Origin of the sequence: Qipengyuania qiaonensis (assembly GCF_019711515.1) — a bacterium.
Classification (GTDB): domain Bacteria; phylum Pseudomonadota; class Alphaproteobacteria; order Sphingomonadales; family Sphingomonadaceae; genus Qipengyuania; species Qipengyuania qiaonensis.
In genome coordinates this window covers 40,085-56,367 of sequence record NZ_JAIGNO010000001.1, presented here as the reverse complement: position 1 = coordinate 56,367, position 16,283 = coordinate 40,085, and the positions used below count along the sequence as shown (strand labels likewise).

The 16,283-nt window shown below is 60.4% G+C and carries 10 protein-coding genes; 6 read left to right on the top strand and 4 right to left on the bottom strand.

The window, feature by feature from the left end:
- Positions 1-76: 76 nt before the first annotated feature.
- From K3174_RS00235 to K3174_RS00225, 3 genes are read right to left on the bottom strand one after another with little or no spacing between them, the layout of a single operon-like run.
- Positions 77-1,486: an efflux transporter outer membrane subunit gene (locus K3174_RS00235; protein WP_221554840.1), complete on the bottom strand. Its 1,410-nt coding sequence runs from the start codon at positions 1,484-1,486 to the stop codon at positions 77-79.
- Positions 1,483-4,695, bottom strand: coding sequence for an efflux RND transporter permease subunit (locus K3174_RS00230; protein WP_221554839.1), 3,213 nt, complete (start codon positions 4,693-4,695; stop codon positions 1,483-1,485). Before K3174_RS00230 ends, K3174_RS00235 begins: the two co-directional genes overlap by 4 nt.
- A 2-nt stretch (positions 4,696-4,697) precedes the next feature.
- Positions 4,698-5,858: an efflux RND transporter periplasmic adaptor subunit gene (locus K3174_RS00225; RefSeq protein WP_221554838.1), complete on the bottom strand. Its 1,161-nt coding sequence runs from the start codon at positions 5,856-5,858 to the stop codon at positions 4,698-4,700.
- A gap of 118 nt (positions 5,859-5,976) precedes the next feature.
- On the opposite strand from K3174_RS00225, the gene K3174_RS00220 reads away from it, so the two are divergent.
- Positions 5,977-6,555 carry a TetR/AcrR family transcriptional regulator gene (locus tag K3174_RS00220; protein WP_221554837.1) on the top strand — a complete coding sequence of 193 codons (579 nt, stop codon included), beginning with the start codon at positions 5,977-5,979 and terminating at the stop codon, positions 6,553-6,555.
- Between the two features lie 39 nt (positions 6,556-6,594).
- On the opposite strand, the gene K3174_RS00215 is transcribed toward K3174_RS00220, so the two are convergent.
- Positions 6,595-9,003: a PAS domain-containing protein gene (locus tag K3174_RS00215; RefSeq protein ID WP_221554836.1), complete on the bottom strand. Its 2,409-nt coding sequence runs from the start codon at positions 9,001-9,003 to the stop codon at positions 6,595-6,597.
- 224 nt (positions 9,004-9,227) lie between these two features.
- Here K3174_RS00215 and K3174_RS00210 point away from each other — a divergent pair, with 224 nt between their 5' ends.
- The 5 genes from K3174_RS00210 to K3174_RS00190 are packed head-to-tail and all read left to right on the top strand — an operon-like array spanning position 9,228 to position 16,279.
- Entirely contained in the window at positions 9,228-11,168 is a 1,941-nt protein-coding gene (locus K3174_RS00210; RefSeq protein ID WP_221554835.1) for a cellulose biosynthesis cyclic di-GMP-binding regulatory protein BcsB, read from the top strand.
- Positions 11,169-11,170: 2 nt separating this feature from the next.
- Entirely contained in the window at positions 11,171-13,057 is a 1,887-nt protein-coding gene (locus K3174_RS00205; protein ID WP_221554834.1) for a glycosyltransferase family 2 protein, read from the top strand.
- Positions 13,054-14,520: a hypothetical protein gene (locus K3174_RS00200; RefSeq protein WP_221554833.1), complete on the top strand. Its 1,467-nt coding sequence runs from the start codon at positions 13,054-13,056 to the stop codon at positions 14,518-14,520. Before K3174_RS00205 ends, K3174_RS00200 begins: the two co-directional genes overlap by 4 nt.
- Complete coding sequence (locus tag K3174_RS00195) at positions 14,517-15,479, top strand: response regulator (protein WP_221554832.1); 963 nt, start codon at positions 14,517-14,519, stop codon at positions 15,477-15,479. Before K3174_RS00200 ends, K3174_RS00195 begins: the two co-directional genes overlap by 4 nt.
- Entirely contained in the window at positions 15,476-16,279 is an 804-nt protein-coding gene (locus K3174_RS00190) for a transporter (protein WP_221554831.1), read from the top strand. The genes K3174_RS00195 and K3174_RS00190 overlap by 4 nt, the downstream gene beginning before the upstream one ends.
- Positions 16,280-16,283 lie beyond the last annotated feature (4 nt).

Genomic DNA, 16,283 nt, shown 5'->3' with positions numbered 1-16,283 from the left:
AGCCTCCTTTAGAGGGCTTGCAGCATCGTTTTATCTCCTTGTCGAGAGGCGACAGAAGAGACGCTCGCCACCCGACCTACTCCGACCGATCGAGCCCGCCACCCAGAGCGACGAAGAGCGTTGTGCCGTTCTGAAGATAGGCGCGGCGGGTGGTCAGCAATTGCTGCTGGGCGGCAAACAGATTGCGTTCCGCATCCAGCACTTCGAGATAATCGGCCACACCCTCGCGATAGCGCAGGCGCGCAAGCCGGGCGATGCTTTCCAGCGCCGCAACGCCTTGCTCTTGCGCGGCCACCTGCTCGGCCAGCCAACGGCGGCCGGCAAGGCCGTCCGACACCTCGCGAAACGCGGTCTGCACGGCCTTCTCATAAACGGCGACCTGCTCGACTTCGCGTGCCTTGGCGAGATCGAGATCCGCCTCGCGTGCGCCCCAATCGAAGATCGGTAGCGATAGCGAGGGTCCGAACGACCACGAAAGGCCGTCCGACCCGAACAGGTCACCCAGGTCGGAGGACGAGAACCCAGCGTTGCCAGTGAGCGAGATGGTCGGGAAGAATGCGGCACGTGCGGCCCCGATATTCGCCCGGGCTGCCCGCAACTGTTCCTCCGCTGCCAAAATATCGGGGCGCACGAGCATCAACTCCGAAGGAGTACCGGCATCAAGCACCATGCCGTTGTCCTGCGCATCCATGGGAAATGGCTCCGGCAGGTTCGCTGGAATGGTGCCACCCACAAGCACGGCGAGCTGGTTGCGCAGTTGTGCCTGGGCCAGCTGCCCGGCCGCAAGTTGCTGTTCGGCCGTCGTCAACAGGCTCTCTGCCTGTCGGAACGGGAGCGCAGACGTCACGCCGGCGTCAAGCCGCAATTTGGCAATACGCTGGCCTTCCTCGCGGCTGTCGAGAGTCGCCTGGGCAAGGTCGATCTGGTCGTTCGCCTCGAGCAATTCGAAATAGGTCGAAGCGGTGTCCGCGATCAGCGAGAGGTAAAAAGCACGCTGGTTGGCTTCGGCCGCGAGGTACTGCGCGCGCGCAGCTTCGGAGAGATTGGCGACCCGCCCCCAGAAATCGAGTTCGAACGCGGACACTCCCACGCCGACGTCGAAACGATTCGCCGTCACCGATCCGGACACTCCGGGCTGGACGCTGCCCAGAGGCGTGCGGCTTCGGTTCGCCGCGGCATTTGCCACCGGCGTCGGCAATCGGCGGCTATCCTCGATGCGATACTGCGCCCTCGCCTGCTCGATGCGGGCAGTCGCCGCAACCAGATCGCGATTATTGGCGACTGCCGCATCGATCAGCGCAACAAGGCGCTCATCGGTAAACCACTCCTGATAGGACAGGCTGCTGGCGACGACGGACCCGTCCGGCCGATAGTCGGCATCATAGGCCGGAGCGCTGGCCAGTGCAGGCCGTTCGTGATCGGGCGCCATGTTGACGCACCCGGCGAGCGCCAGCGCCATCACACTGGCCGATAGCATGCGCGTCATGCCGTTTCTCCTTCGAGCTCGCCGGCCGGTTTAGGTTTGCGCCCTCCCAGCCGCGTACGGACCAGCAGGTAGAGCAGAGGTATGACGAAGATACCTATGACCGTGGCAGCGATCATTCCGCCCATCACCCCCGTACCAACCGCAATACGGCTCGCCGCCCCCGCGCCCGACGATAGCACCAGCGGAACCATGCCGAGAATAAACGCGAGCGAAGTCATGATGATCGGGCGCAGGCGCAGGCGCGCCGCCGCTTTCACAGCGTCGAGCGGACTCTTGCCTTCGGCTTCTTCCTCGATTGCGAATTCCACGATCAGAATCGCGTTCTTGGCAGCCAACCCGATGATCGCGATCAGGCCCACATTGAAATAGATGTCGGCAGATAGCCCGCGCAGCATCGTAAACAGCACGGCACCCAACACGCCCATCGGCACGATCAGCAGCACCGAAAAGGGCACCGACCAACTCTCGTAAAGAGCCGCCAGCACGAGGAACACAATGACGACCGAAAGGCCGAGCAGCAGCCCGATCTGGCCACCCGCCTGCTTCTCTTCATAGCTTATGCCGGTCCATTCGAAGCCGATGCCTTCGGGTAGCTGACTGGCAAGCTGTTCCATCTCTATCAATGCTGCACCCGACGACTGGCCGGGAGCAGCAGTTCCCGAAATCGTCATTGCCGGATAGCCATTATACCGCGCCAGACTGGGCGGACCTGCCGTCCACTCCGCCGTGGCGAAAGAACTGAACGGCACCAGCGATCCCTGGGCATTCGGGATACGGAGCGACAGGACGTCTTCGGGTGTCATCCGATGCTCGGCATCCGCCTGGACGAGCACCTGCAAGACGCGGCCCTGCCGGTTGAAATCGTTGGCATAAGACGAGCCGAAATTGATCGACAGCGCGTTGTTCACATCGTCCATCGACAACCCCATGGCACGGGCCTGCACCCGGTCCACTTCGACATGAAGTTGCGGGGCGGGTGCTTCGTCTTCCGGCCGGATATTGGCCAGCATTTCGCTTTGCGACGCCATTCCGAGCAGCTGATTGCGAGCATCGGTCAGCACATCGCGACCGACACCGCCGCGGTCCTGCAGCTTGATCGTGAACCCGCTCGCCTGACCCAGCGACTGGATGGCAGGTGGCTGGATGGCGAAGGCAAGAGCATTGTCGAGGCCCATGAATGTGCCCATCGCGCGCCCCACCAGACCCTCGGCAGAACTCTCGGCCGAACTACGTTCGCTCCAGTCCTTCAGCGGCGTGAACATGATCGCATTGTTTTGTCCCTGCCCAAAGAAACTGAAGCCTCTTACGACGACCGCGCGTTCGACCTCTTCCTGCGAACGCCAGAAATTTTCGACTGGCTCTATGGCCTCGTCCAGCCGTTCGCGAGTCGAACCCGAAGGCGATTGGACAACCGTGATGATATAGCCCTGGTCTTCGGTAGGCAGGAATCCTCCCGGCAAACGTGCAAACAGCAGGCCGGTGAGCCCTGCCAACAACAGGAAAACCACAAGGCCGCGGATCGGCCGGCTGAGAATTTTCTCGTTAGTGCGACCGTATTTGTCGGTCATCCGCGCGAACCACTGGTTGAAGCGGTTGAAGAAACGCGCCGACGCCCGACGGCCTCGCTCGAAAAATCCGCGCCAACCGTCGGGCAGCGGTTTCTCGTTCTCGTCGTTCGCCTCTTTAGTATCTTCGTGGCTCTGGATGTCGTCTTCGCGCAGGAAAGTGGCGCAAAGTGCCGGTGTAAGCGACAACGCCAGCACGGCAGAGAAGAAGATTGAGATCGCCAGTGTAACCGAAAACTGGCGATAGATACCGCCGGTCGAACCGGGGAAGAAGGCCATCGGCAAGAATACGGCGATCAGCACCAGTGTGATGCCAATGATCGCGCCGGTTATCTGGTCCATGGCCTTACGGGTCGCCTCGAGCGGGCCAAGGCCTTCCTCGCGCATGATGCGCTCGACATTCTCGATCACCACGATCGCATCGTCGACCAGGATACCGATCGCCAGCACCATACCGAACAGCGAGAGGACGTTGATCGAGAAGCCGAACAGCCAGAGACCAAGACACGCGCCCGCCAGGGCGATCGGCACCACCAGAGTCGGAATCAATGTGGCGCGCCAGTTCTGCAGGAACAGAAGCATGACGATGAACACCAGCACCATCGCCTCGACGAGCGTTTTCACGACCTCTTCGACCGAAATTTCGACGAAGGGCGTTGTGTCATACGGAATCGACCACGCAACGTCCTGCGGCAGGCCTTCACCGATTTCAGCCATGCGCTCTTTCACGCCTTCGGCAGTAGCAAGCGCGTTGGCGCCCGTTGCCAGCTGAACGGCCATGCCCGCCATCGGCTGCCCGTCGAGCGTGGTAGAGGTGGCGTAAGTCTGTGCGCCAATCTCGACGCGAGCGACATCGCCGAGCCGCACGCTGGCACCGCCTTCATCGGCACGGAGGATGATCCGGCGAAACTCGTCTTCGGTTTCGAAACGGTTCTCGGTCGTGATCGTGGCTGTAATCTGCTGCCCTTCCCTCAAAGGAAGTGCCCCGATCGAACCTCCGGCAGTCTGGGCATTCTGTTCCTGGATCGCTGCGACAACCGCGGTGGGCGAGAGGTTGTAGGACGCCAGCTTGTCCGGATCGAGCCAGATACGCATCGCATATTCGGAGCCGAAGAGCGTGACATCGCCAACCCCTGTCACACGGCGCAATTCGTCAATCACCTGCGTCGAGGCAACATTGCCGAGATCGGTGGAATCGAGCGAGCCCGAATCCGATGTCAGCGCCACGATCATCAGGAATCCGGCATTGGCCTGACGAACCGTGATCCCCTGACGGCGAACCTCCTCGGGCAGGCGGGCCTCGACGGTGCTCAGACGGTTCTGCACCTCTGTCTGTGCAATGTCGATATCGGTGCCCGCTTCGAAAGTCAGCGTGATGGACGCCGTGCCGTTCGAAAGACTGGACGAGGACATGTAAAGGAAGCCTTCGACCCCGTTGAGCTGCTGCTCGATAACCTGGGTTACGTTCTGCTCCAGCGTTTCCGCGTCGGCACCGGGGTAGGCGACGTTGATCGCCAGCGAAGGCGGGGCAACCTCTGGGTACTGCTCGATCGGCAGCGCGCGAAGGGCGATAAAGCCGGACAGCAGAATGCCGAGCGCCACCACCCATGCGAAGATGGGGCGGTCGATAAAAAAGCGAGACATGTCTACTCGGCCTTTGTTGCGGATTTGGAAGGCGCGGACTTACCATCGGCCTGCGGATTGGCGATCTGGACCGGCATCCCGGGCTGGAGCTTCTGCAGGTTCGATACGATCACCCGATCGCCCGGTTTCAACCCGCTTTCCACGACCCAATTGTCACCCATCAAACGGCCGAGCTTGATCGGGCGAACGGCTGCCTTGCCATCCTTGTCCACGATCATCACGGTGCCACCCGTATCGGCGACAGTCACGGCGCGTTGCGGGATGGCAATGACATTCTTCATCTTGCCGGCGTAAATGCGGGCATTCACGAACTCGCCCGAAAACAGCAGACCTTCGGGGTTGGGAAATTCCGCGCGTAGCTGGATGGTGCCGGTGGCGGCATCCACCGAGAAATCGAGAAACTCGATCAGCCCCGGTATTTCGTAGTCGCTCCCGTCCGGGAACGTAAGCCGTACCTCCACGGCACCCGGTGTGAGATCGAGTTCACCGCTATCGATCGCCCGGCGAATTCGGAGTGCCTCGGTCGCGGATTGCGAGAATGAGACGTAAATCGGCGAGATTTGCTCGATACGCGTCATCAGCGTACCCTCTGCTTGCGAGACGAGCGCGCCTTCGGTCACGGCTGCTCGCCCCGCCCTGCCAGCAATCGGCGCGCTTACTGTCGTATAGCCGAGCTGCAGCGAAGCCGCTCGCAACTGGGCCTGGATTTCGGCAACATTGGCATTCGCCTCGCGCGCAGCTGCTTGTGCGGCATCGAATTCCTGCCCACTGATTGCATTTTCCGCGACCAGGGGACGGTAGCGCTGGACCACGGCATTCGCGTTAGCAGCGGTGGCTCGTGCCCGTTCGAGGCTCGCCTGCGTCTGCGCATAGCTCGCCCGCAGTTCGGAAGGGTCGATACGGAACAGGGGCTGCCCTTCGCCGACATCGGTTCCTTCTTCGTACACGCGGCTCTGCACAATCCCGGTCACTCGCGCCCGCACTTCCGCCACGCGAACGGGCTCTACCCGGCCCGGCAGTTCGATCACATTGTCGAGATCGGCCATGGCCACCGTCACTGTGCGGACGGGGAGTGCCTGTCCCTGCTGCGTGTCATCGGCCGACGAACAGGCGACGGCCAGTACACTCAACGCGACGATGAGGAAGTTGCGAATATGCTGCATTTGAAATCCTTGCCGAAGCGACTCACCGGGTGACCGGCGGCGCAGATAATGAAGCCTTTTGACAATTCAAATACAAATGTAAATTGACAATTTTGCATGAAATGTCCAATTGAGCGGAATGGACGAGAGAGCATGCAGGGTCGCGCAGGCTGGGTACGAGGTTATCAGCCAGTACGGAATCCGTCGAGCGACAATGAACGATATAGCAGTCGCTGCCGGCGTTTCGCGACAGACGGTCTACAATATCTTCCCCAACCGCGAGGAACTCCTCGGCGGGGTGGTTCGCTATCACTTCAATTCCAAATGGCGGGCGATCCGCGAAGCCATCGCCAATATCGACGACCGACACGAACGGATATCGGTTCTACTCGACATGCTGGTCGTCAGTTCGTGGGAGTCCATGCAAGCGATGCCGCATGCCGACGAGCTCGAGCTGGAACTGGACACCACGATGCGACGGCGGCTCGACGACATCCACAAGGAAGCCATGCTCAATCTATGCGAGTTTTTCCTGCCCTACGAAAACAAGCTCGCGCCACGAGGTATCAGCGCCCGGGGCATAGCCGAAATGCTGCATCTGTCGATCGTCGGCCTAAAGCTGAGCTCGACCAGCCGCGAGCAGATAGAAACGGTGGTGGCGACGATGAAGGCGTGCCTGATCGCCATCACGGACGATGCGCTCTGCCCCACCTCTTGACTCGATCAATCCATGAGCGGTTGATCAACGCCAAAGCACCTATTTGGTGAACCACACACGCACTGCATCAAGGTCGCGCATTACCGCTTTAGGATCGGATTCGATCTTCAGACTGCGATCCGCGATGCGCGCTCGATCACCCAGATCGGCATCGTCGAAATGCGCAGCTATACCGGCCATTACGTGGAGCTGTTCGCGCAGGTCTTCGATTTGCCGGGGATCGGCTAGCGAGCTTTCATCGAGCGATGTCAAAAGTCGATGCAATGCCGCTTTGCGATCCTCGTACATCTTGCGTGCTTCGTCGATCTCCGCAGCCGGTTCGTCGGCCTCGGGCTGAGTTTTGGGGGCTTGATCCATCAACCAGTTCTCCAAACTAAGGCCAAGCCGTTCGATAGAGATGGGCTTGGCCAAGTGATCTTGCATTCCTGCAGCGCGGCAGAGCTCTATGTCGTCGGCATAGGCATTCGCCGTGAGCGCGATGATCGGAAGTTCGCGAGCGGGAATTCCGTCGGCGCGTAACGTCCGTGTTGCATCGAGCCCGTCCATGATCGGCATTTGCATGTCCATCAACACCGCGTGGAACGGGTTCCCCTGTGCCCGCGCGTCATGCACCATGTCGACCGCCTCCTTGCCGTTCTCGGCCGCTTCAACCAAAACGCCGAGACGCGAAAGCATGGTCATGGCGAGCTTGCGGTTGATGTCGGCATCTTCCGCCAGAAGCACGCGTTTCCCCCCCAAAATCTCGCGAAAAGATGCGGCATCCCGGGAATTGACGGCGGCCATCGGTTGCTCCGCAGAGCATTCGATCAAAGGTAGTCTGAGTTCGAATATCGAGCCCTCGCCCAGTTTGCTGGTAACGTCCAACTGGCCGTCCATGAGCTCCGCCAACTGGCGCGCGATTGCAAGACCAAGACCCGTGCCAACACCTCTGTAGGCATCTGAAGAACCGCTTTGAAGTTGGGTGAACTCCTCGAAGATGTAGGACAACTGATCTTCCGCGATGCCGGGGCCATCGTCGATAACTCGGATCAGCACCGTATCCTTACTTTTCCCGGCCTCTATGCGGACCGCCCCCTGTTCGGTAAATTTGATGGCATTACCCACCAGGTTGAGAATGATCTGACGGACCCGCAATTTGTCGCCAATACCTTCGGGCAGGTCGGGCGCGATGTCCATTTCCAGCGAAATTCCCTTCGCTTTGGCGTTGGGTTCGAAAAGCCGCACACTAGACCGCACCAGATGGCCGTAATCGACGGGCTCGCGCGATAGTTGCATTCGCCCCGCTTCGATCTTGGACATGTCGAGCAATTCGTTAAGCAGGCGGAGCATTGCTTTGCCGGAGTCGGAGATCATCCGGACATATTCATGGTGCTCGGCAGACAAATCGCTTTCGAGCAGCAGATCGGCAAAGCCGATCACCCCGTTCATCGGAGTGCGGATTTCGTGGCTCATATTGGCCAGGAAATGCGCCTTCGCCTGCGAAGCACGCTCAGCCTCGTCGCGCGACTGACGCAAACGTTCTTCGGCTCCGACTGTCTCCGTAATGTCCTTGAAGACGCCGAAAACCGTGATCACCTCTCCGGTTGGAGATTTTTCGGCATGCCCTACGCTGGCGACGTGCCGCAACTCGCCGTTGGCGCGGATGATCCGCGCACGGAATTCGAAGCCCTCACCATCGCTGAAGGCTCTTTCTACCATTTTGGACACCATGTCCCGATCTTCTTCGTGATAGAAATCCAGGCCCTTGGCAACGTCGGGAACATAGTCCGCGGGCATACCGTGGATGCGATAGACCTGGTCCGACCAGATCAACGTGCCCTCTTTCACATCGACGCGCCAGTGACCGATATTCGCGATTTTTTCGGCCATCTGGAGCAGACGGTTGTTCTCGCGCAGCCGGGCATTGCGTGCGGTCTTGAGCATTTCCTCCCGCCGACGCTCACCAATGTCGCGCACCACACCCACGAAATCGCGCAATTCGCCTGCCGCACTCCAGCGAGGGGCGAAGTTCGCTTCCAACCAGACGTAATGGCCATCTGCATGTCGGTGACGATAGGTAGTCAATGCGGAAACGACTTCACCCCGAAAAAGGCGTTCGCTCGCCTCCATGGCTGCCGCCCGATCTTCGGGGTGGATACCGTTCACCGGAGGCTGCCCGATCATCTGTTCGGGTGAGTAACCGAGGAGCCGCTCGCACGACGGGCTGATATAGCGGCGCACCCGATCAGGCCCGATGACAATCAACATGTCGGGCGCAGCGTCCATGAGTTCGGCGTAGAAAGGGCTTTGGACCTTCTCACCGGCCTCTTGCCCATCTGGCATAACTGGCGATGCAGCCACCTGCGATGAACCGTATGCCCGCACCCGCAACCAGATCGCCATCAGCAACGAGACTGCGATAATTCCCCCAACAAAGCCGAGCAGGCCCGACTGCACATCCATATTCATGCTCACCCTGCTCAAATCGTCAGTCCGCAGAACCCGTATATCGGGTATGCAAGAAAGCTTTGCTGCGAACAATCCCGCCGCCAATGCGTGGAAACGCTTAATCACGGCCGGAATTGTGGCAATTGGCCGCAGCAGGGTTGCAATTAACCTTTTAGTTTGCCCTTCTGGCCGGAAAGACGGCCTGTAGATACCGACTGACCGCAACCTAGCCGGGGGGTGTTTTCATGACCAAACAGAAGTTCCTGTGCGCCGTGGCGGCAGCCGCCATGCTCGCTTCTGCAGGAATTGCACAGGCCCCCGTTCCCGACGCGTCGGCCCCAACCGTCGAAGCCCCCGCGACACCGGATCCTGCCACGCCCGCACCCCTAGGCGGTGGCGCGGCACCCGTCGCTCGTTTTATAGCACTTGATGAGCTTGGGTTCGAAAACGGCTTCGAGATGGCCGGTCTGTCCGGCGCTCGCGATCTCTATTTTCCGCTGCCCGCGACCGTTGGTGTGGAAGGACTGCGTCTCGTCCTGCCCTATCGTGCGGATTCCTCGTTCAGCAGCCGGCGGGCGGTTTCGATCGTCATCGGCGGAAGAACGCAATATACCACTGCCCTGCCCGAAGGTTTTTCCGAAGGCGTGATCGACATCCCGATCGACCCTGCGTTGATCGACCAAGGTTATCTGACCGCCCGCATCGTCTATTCGGGCGCAATTACCGAGGATCGCTGTATCGACCAGCGCCTTTCCGGTGCGTATCTCGCTTTCGGCAGCGGTGGTGGGCTCGAGGCTCAATTCGATGGTGGCAGCCTGGCGAGTATTTCGGCGGTATCTGCTGCCATGCCTCGGGCGATGGACATTGCGCTACCCGAAGGAGCCAGCACCGCGCAGGCTGCGGCGGCGCTTACCTTGATGCTCGGCGGCGCGGATTCCCGACTGAACGGCGCTCCAGGACAAAGTCCCGGCCCCGGCCAGGGGTGGCGGATATCCCGCATCGGTTTTGCCCCCGCGGCAGCACCCGCCTTGGGTGTACGGGTGAGTGACGGGGTGCCCGCGATACAGATCGGTGGGAAAGATCCCGTTGCCAGCGCCCGCCTACTGAAAAGCCGCTGGAAGGCGATTGCGGCGTCGCCCAGCATGACCACGGCCGGGCGCGGCACATCGGGCGCAGTTGAAAGCCTGACGCTGGCGGATCTCGGCGCGGATACGTCGGTGCAGAGCATTTCGGATCGCGGGCAGTGGAATGTAGCCATACCCGCTCCGGCCATCCCGGCAGGCCAGCGTATGACCGGAATGATCGTCGATGTCGCGGTGGCGGAAGACAGCGGAGCCTCGCGCCCGGTGATCGCGGTGCTGCTCAACGGCTTCCTGCTGGCCAGCGCCGAGGCGGAAGAGGACGGGCGCACTCAGATCGATGTCGATCTGCCCGAAGGGTTGACGACATCGCGCAATAATCTCGAAGTCAGCGTGGTTCGCCAGACGGCCAGCGGCGACTGCAAATATGCGCCGCAGGGCTATCCCGCTCAGCTACTTCCGTCGAGCCGCATCAAGCTCGGTCCTGCGGATGCCCTGGACGATTTCTCCGATCTGCCTACCGCTCTGAACTCCGGCTTCACCCTTGTTGTGCCCAATGCCGCAAGCCTTGCACCGGCCGCGGCGTTCCTCGGACCGCTCGCAAGCGGAGAAGGCCCGGTGAGCGTCTCCTATGGTCGGATACCTGCCGAAGGCGCGGTGGTTTACGTCGGACGCGACGCCCCGCCCGGTAGCGAACCGACAGTCCGCTTCGACCAGGGGAAGGTCGAGATCGCGGGTGAGAACGGCGAAACGATTATCGACCGCAATGCGATCGAAACGCTGACCACGATCCAGATACTCGAACAGGGAGGTCGTCCACTGTTGTGGATTCGGCCCGGCGCGGATTTTGCGGCACTCGAGTCGAGTGCAAGCCCACCGGTGCTGGGTTATGGGAATGTTGCCTTTCTCGCCGCCGACCAGCTCGACTTTGCCTTCAACGACGAGCGTGAGCGACTGATCGACATTCGGTATCCGGATGAAAGCTCCTTTGCCCAGTTTTTCCAGCGTTATCGCCTGTGGTTTATCGGTCTGGGGTGGCTGCTGCTCACGCTGGGCTTCGTCTATCTGCTGCGCCGCGTGATCGCCTCGAACAAGCCTAAAGACTGACGGTGGCGCAATTCCTCTCGATCGACAGCTGGACTGGCGATTTTCTCGCCGAGCGCGACCTCGTTACGCCCCAGCAGTTGAACGAGGCCAGCGAATTGGCGACAAGGTGGGGCTCCAACCTTGCCGACGTCATGCTGACGAAGAACTGGATTGCGGCGGACGACTATTACGCGGCTCTTGCCGAACGGTTCAGTGTCGAACTCGTCGATCTCGGCAAAGAGCCGCTCGACCCCGCATTGCTCGATCACACCGAAGTCGCGGTTTACATGCGCGAACTCGCAGTCCCCTGGCGTGAGACCGACGGGGATATCACGATCGTAACGGCACGTCCGGGCCCCGAACTGATCCTCTACGCCCGCCGTAAATGGGGCCAGAACGTCAAGATTCGCATCGCGCCCAAAAAGGACCTACAGCGTGCGGTGCAGGATGTGTTCTCCGCACGTTATCTCGAAGCGGCGGTCTTCGATCTCGCCAATCATGATCCGGTGATGTCCGCCCAGACCGTGTTCACACCGACCCAACTGGTCATCGCCTGGGCGATGGTGACTGCGGCAGCGGCGGGACTCGCGCTGGCTCCGATCGCGACGCTGATCGTGATCAACCTGGTGATGACGGTGTTCTATCTCGGCAACTTCGTCTTCAAGAGCGTGCTGATCTGGTATGGCGGCAAGAACCAGCATGCCCGCGAGCGCCAGCTCGATGCTGCCGTCAGCCTCCTGCGCAACGAGGACCTGCCGATTTACACTGTGCTGGTGCCGATGTTCCGCGAACCGGATGTGCTGCCGATCCTTGCAAACGCCCTTCGCGAACTCGACTATCCGACCAGTCGGCTGGACATCAAGATCGTACTCGAAGAAGGCGACCAGCTGACTATCGACGCAGCGACTGCCCTGGGTCTCGAGGATATCTTCGAAATCATCCTGGTCCCACCGTCGCAGCCGCAGACCAAGCCCAAGGCCTGCAATTACGCGTTGCAGTTTGCGCGCGGCGACTATCTGGTCATCTACGATGCCGAGGACAAGCCCGAGCCCGACCAGCTCAAAAAGGTGGTCGTGACTTTCGACCGGGCGCCCGACAACGTTGCATGCGTCCAATGCCGTTTGAATTATTTCAATCGCGAAGAAAACTGGCTCACCCGCCTGTTCACACTCGACTATTCGCTGTGGTTCGATCTGATGTTGCCGGGGCTGGAAAAGCTCAAGGTACCGATCCCGCTCGGCGGTACGTCGAACCATTTCAAGATGGACGTGCTGCGCGAATTGCGTGCCTGGGACCCGTTCAATGTTACGGAAGATGCCGATCTCGGCATTCGGCTGACGCAGAAGGGCTATGAGGTGCGGCTCGCCGCCTCGACCACTTTCGAGGAAGCGAATGTCTCGCAGAGCAACTGGATCCGCCAGCGTTCGCGCTGGATCAAGGGGTACATGCAAACCTTCCTGGTGCATACCCGGCGTCCCTTGCACCTGCTCAAGACCATCGGACCGCTGGGGGTCCTCGGCTTCATTTTCTTTATCGGCGGAACAATGCTGTCGGGGCTGCTCAACCCGCTGTTCTGGCTTATCTTCGGCGTCTGGCTCGTGACCGAAACCGGGTTGTTCGACCCGGTGTTTCCGCCGCTACTGCTGTATCTCTCGCTGTTCAATCTATTGGCCGGGAACGGCTTGTTCATATTCGTGATGATGCTGGCGCCGTTTCGTCGCAACTGGCTGTCTCTTGTGCCTTATAGCCTGACGGTCATCTGGTATTGGGTGCTGATGTCGATCGCGGCGTGGAAAGGTGCCTGGCAGCTCATAACCAAACCCTTCTATTGGGAGAAGACGGAACACGGCCTGTCGAAACATACTGCCGACGAGGTCAGCAAGGCGCAAGCGGGGCAGTTGGCGGCATGAACTGGCGCAGGGTTGCCCCCTATCTCTTCCCGCTGACAGTGGCGGTGATGCTGGTAGGCTTGGCGCTCCTGCTGCATGCGCGGGGCTACGTCTCCACCAGCAATCTCGACCTACAGGGACGAACGCTGCTGAGCATGGACGGGCTCATCCGGTTCGAGAATGTGATCACTGCATTCCCGCCTGTGCCTTACATCTCGGCCATAGTTCTGAGCTATGTGGTACCGACTGGCGGTACCACGGGCCTCACGGCTCTAAGTGCGGGGCTCGCCGGAATGTTGGTCGTGGCGTGGTTCAACGCATTTCGGATCAACGGGCTTTCCGTACTCGAAGCCTGCGCTGCAAGCGCCGCACTGGGCCTCAACCCGGTATTTTTGCGCGCCGCAACCGAGGGGGTTGGCTTTGTGGCGATTCATTGGGGGTTGTGGCTGACCGCGCTAGGAACTGTCGGTCTACGGCGCGGTGAACGCGTGAACGATCTCATGCTGGTTTCGGTAGGGCTGGCATTAATGGCATTCGCGCACCCCTTCGGCCTGCTCCTTGTTTTCGCCAGCCTGCCTTTCCTGGCACTGGTCATGCCCCCTGATCGACTGCGTACCGCGCCCATACCGATGTATCTGATGTTGCTGTTTCCGTTCGGGTTCAGCCTCTTCGCGTTCATGTATGTCAACTGGATCTTTGCGGGAGATGCCTCAGCCTTCCTTTACACGATCAGTCGCGAGGCGGCTGGATTGGGGGCCGACGCGCAGATCGCGGCATCCGAGCCGACGTGGCGTACCTTCGCGATCACCGCGATCAGCCTCTTCGCGGTCAGCCCTGTTTTGCTGGCGTTCTTTATGGCCGCACGAGGCATGGGTCCCCTGCGCTATGCCGTACTGGCGATATTCGCCACGCTCTTGTCCGGAATATTTCTCTCGCAGGCCTTCGGATTCTTTCCCTCGGTCTCGCTTGCTGCCAGTCTTGGGATCACCGGCGCGGCCGCCTGTGTCGCGCGCTGGCCGATCAATCGCCTGAACAGGGTGGAACTCAACCTGCTTTCAGCCGGACTGATTGGTGGTACGGCTTTGGTCTTCATAGATACGGCTCCGGAAAGCGAACGCTGGAAAGCGGCCGTGATGAATCATACGGTCGCAGATAGCGATCCGGAATTGACCGGCTTGGCACGGGCCCTGTCGGGAAAGAGCAACGTGCTGTTCGATGCCGAAGCCGTGCCCGCCGTCATCGCGCTACGTAGCGGTACAGACGGTATCTGGAGCGGTGATACTCAGCAGTTCCGTGTTGCGTCGATCCGCCAGAGGACCGATGCCGATATGCTGGTGGTACGCAATAGCGGATCGGGATTGGGCAGCGACCGCGTTGGTCGCATATTTCCAACACTCTATGAGAGCGGAGCAACAGGCTATCGGCTCAAATATGACGGAGCGCGTTGGCGCGTGTACGAAGTCAGCGAAGAGGGCCAGCGATGAACCAGACTCGGCGATCCAAGATCCTGATCGTGGACGATGTGCCTGAAAGCGCGCTGATCACTAAAGCGCTGCTGGCCAGGGGCAATTTCAAGGACATAGACATCGCTCGCGGCGGCCGGGACGCGCTCGAAAAATGCGGCGTTGCCGAGGATGGCGAAGACGTTGTGGAGGGCGAGGTAGACTACCAGTTGGTCATCCTCGATGTGATGATGCCCGATATGGACGGTTTGGAAGTCTGCGCGCGCATGCGGCTGTCGCAGCGTACACGTTACCTGCCGATCCTTATGCTGACCGCGACGATTGATGTCGAACTGCTGAATCAGGCCTTCATGGCGGGCGCGGACGACTTTCTGACCAAGCCGATCGACGAAATAAGGCTGCTTGCGCGTGTCCGTACCTTGCTCAGGATCAGACGCGAGCAGGAGCGGCGCGCGCTGCGCGAGGAGGACCTGCGGATTCAGAATGACGCCTTGCGTCAAGGCCAAGCAGGCATGAGTCTGATCGAACCGCAAACCGACTTGCTCAAGCGCCGGATTTTCGACCTGATCATTTCCGACTGCCGCAGCCAGAATCGATCGGCGGCACTCAGCCTGCTGCAGGTCGTCGATTTCGACGCCTTTGTCGCGCTGCGCGGCGAAGAGGCTGCCGACGTTCTCACTCACCATCTCGCCGAATTGTTGCAGTCCATCGCCGCCCCTCTCGATATACTAATGGTGTCCAACGGGCCGGGATCCTTCTTGCTCATCCACCCCGGCGCTGCGGATGCCGAGGAGCTCGAGGTTTGGAACCGCAAGGCGAGAGGAGCGGTGGAACAAGCCCAGATGGTCCACGGCAACTCGATCCAGTCGGAATATGTCACCTTGTGGACGACAACCGCCTGGGCTCCGCCGGACGATCTCGCACTAAGCGCCGACAATCTTGTCGACACGACCAAGCAAATCCTTCTGGAGCGACAATGACCGGTAGATTCTGCGCCTTCGGCATCGCCCTTGCCGGCCTACTGGCAGCAAACCCCGCAGTCGCGCAGGATGTTGTTCCCGCAACGACGGATCAGGCCGACAAGGGGCAAGTGATCGCGAGCTTCTATTATTCGAAAAGCTCCCGCGGCTTCGATGCCGATGGCAACAGCATCGACATTGCCGATTACGAGAAGGTCGAACTGTTTCTGCTCGCAGAATACGAAATCGTGCCCGATTTGACCCTGATTTTCAAACCGAGCTTTCGCGGTGTATCGGTCGAAGGCGGCGATGACGACAGCGGGTTGGGCTACACCGACATCGGCGGGCGCTATCGCTTCGCCGAAAGTCAGGATGGCTGGTTCGCGGTAGAGACGACAGTCCGCATTCCCGGGGTTTCACGCGACGACAATCTGGCCCAGGTCGGCAGCACCGATGCCGAGTATGATTTCCGGTTGCGCGGGTTCCATAACCTCGCCCTCGGAAACAGCGGTGGCTTCGTCGACGCGCAAGCGAGCTATCGTCTGCGCGACGGCGACCCGCCCAACGAATTCCATGCCGACGTGACACTCGGCTATCGTCCGGACCCCGATTTTCTGCTGATGGCGCAGTCGTTCAACACGATCAGCGACGGCGCCGGCCAAGGCATTTTCGACGAGTACCGCTATCACAACCTGCAGTTAAGCGGCGTCCTCAACGTATCGCGTTCGGTGGCGTTGCAGGCTGGACTGATGGGCACCATCGCGGGCGAAAACGCACTGCGCGAACGCGGCTTCTTCGGCGGCGTGTGGGTTTCGTTCTGATCCA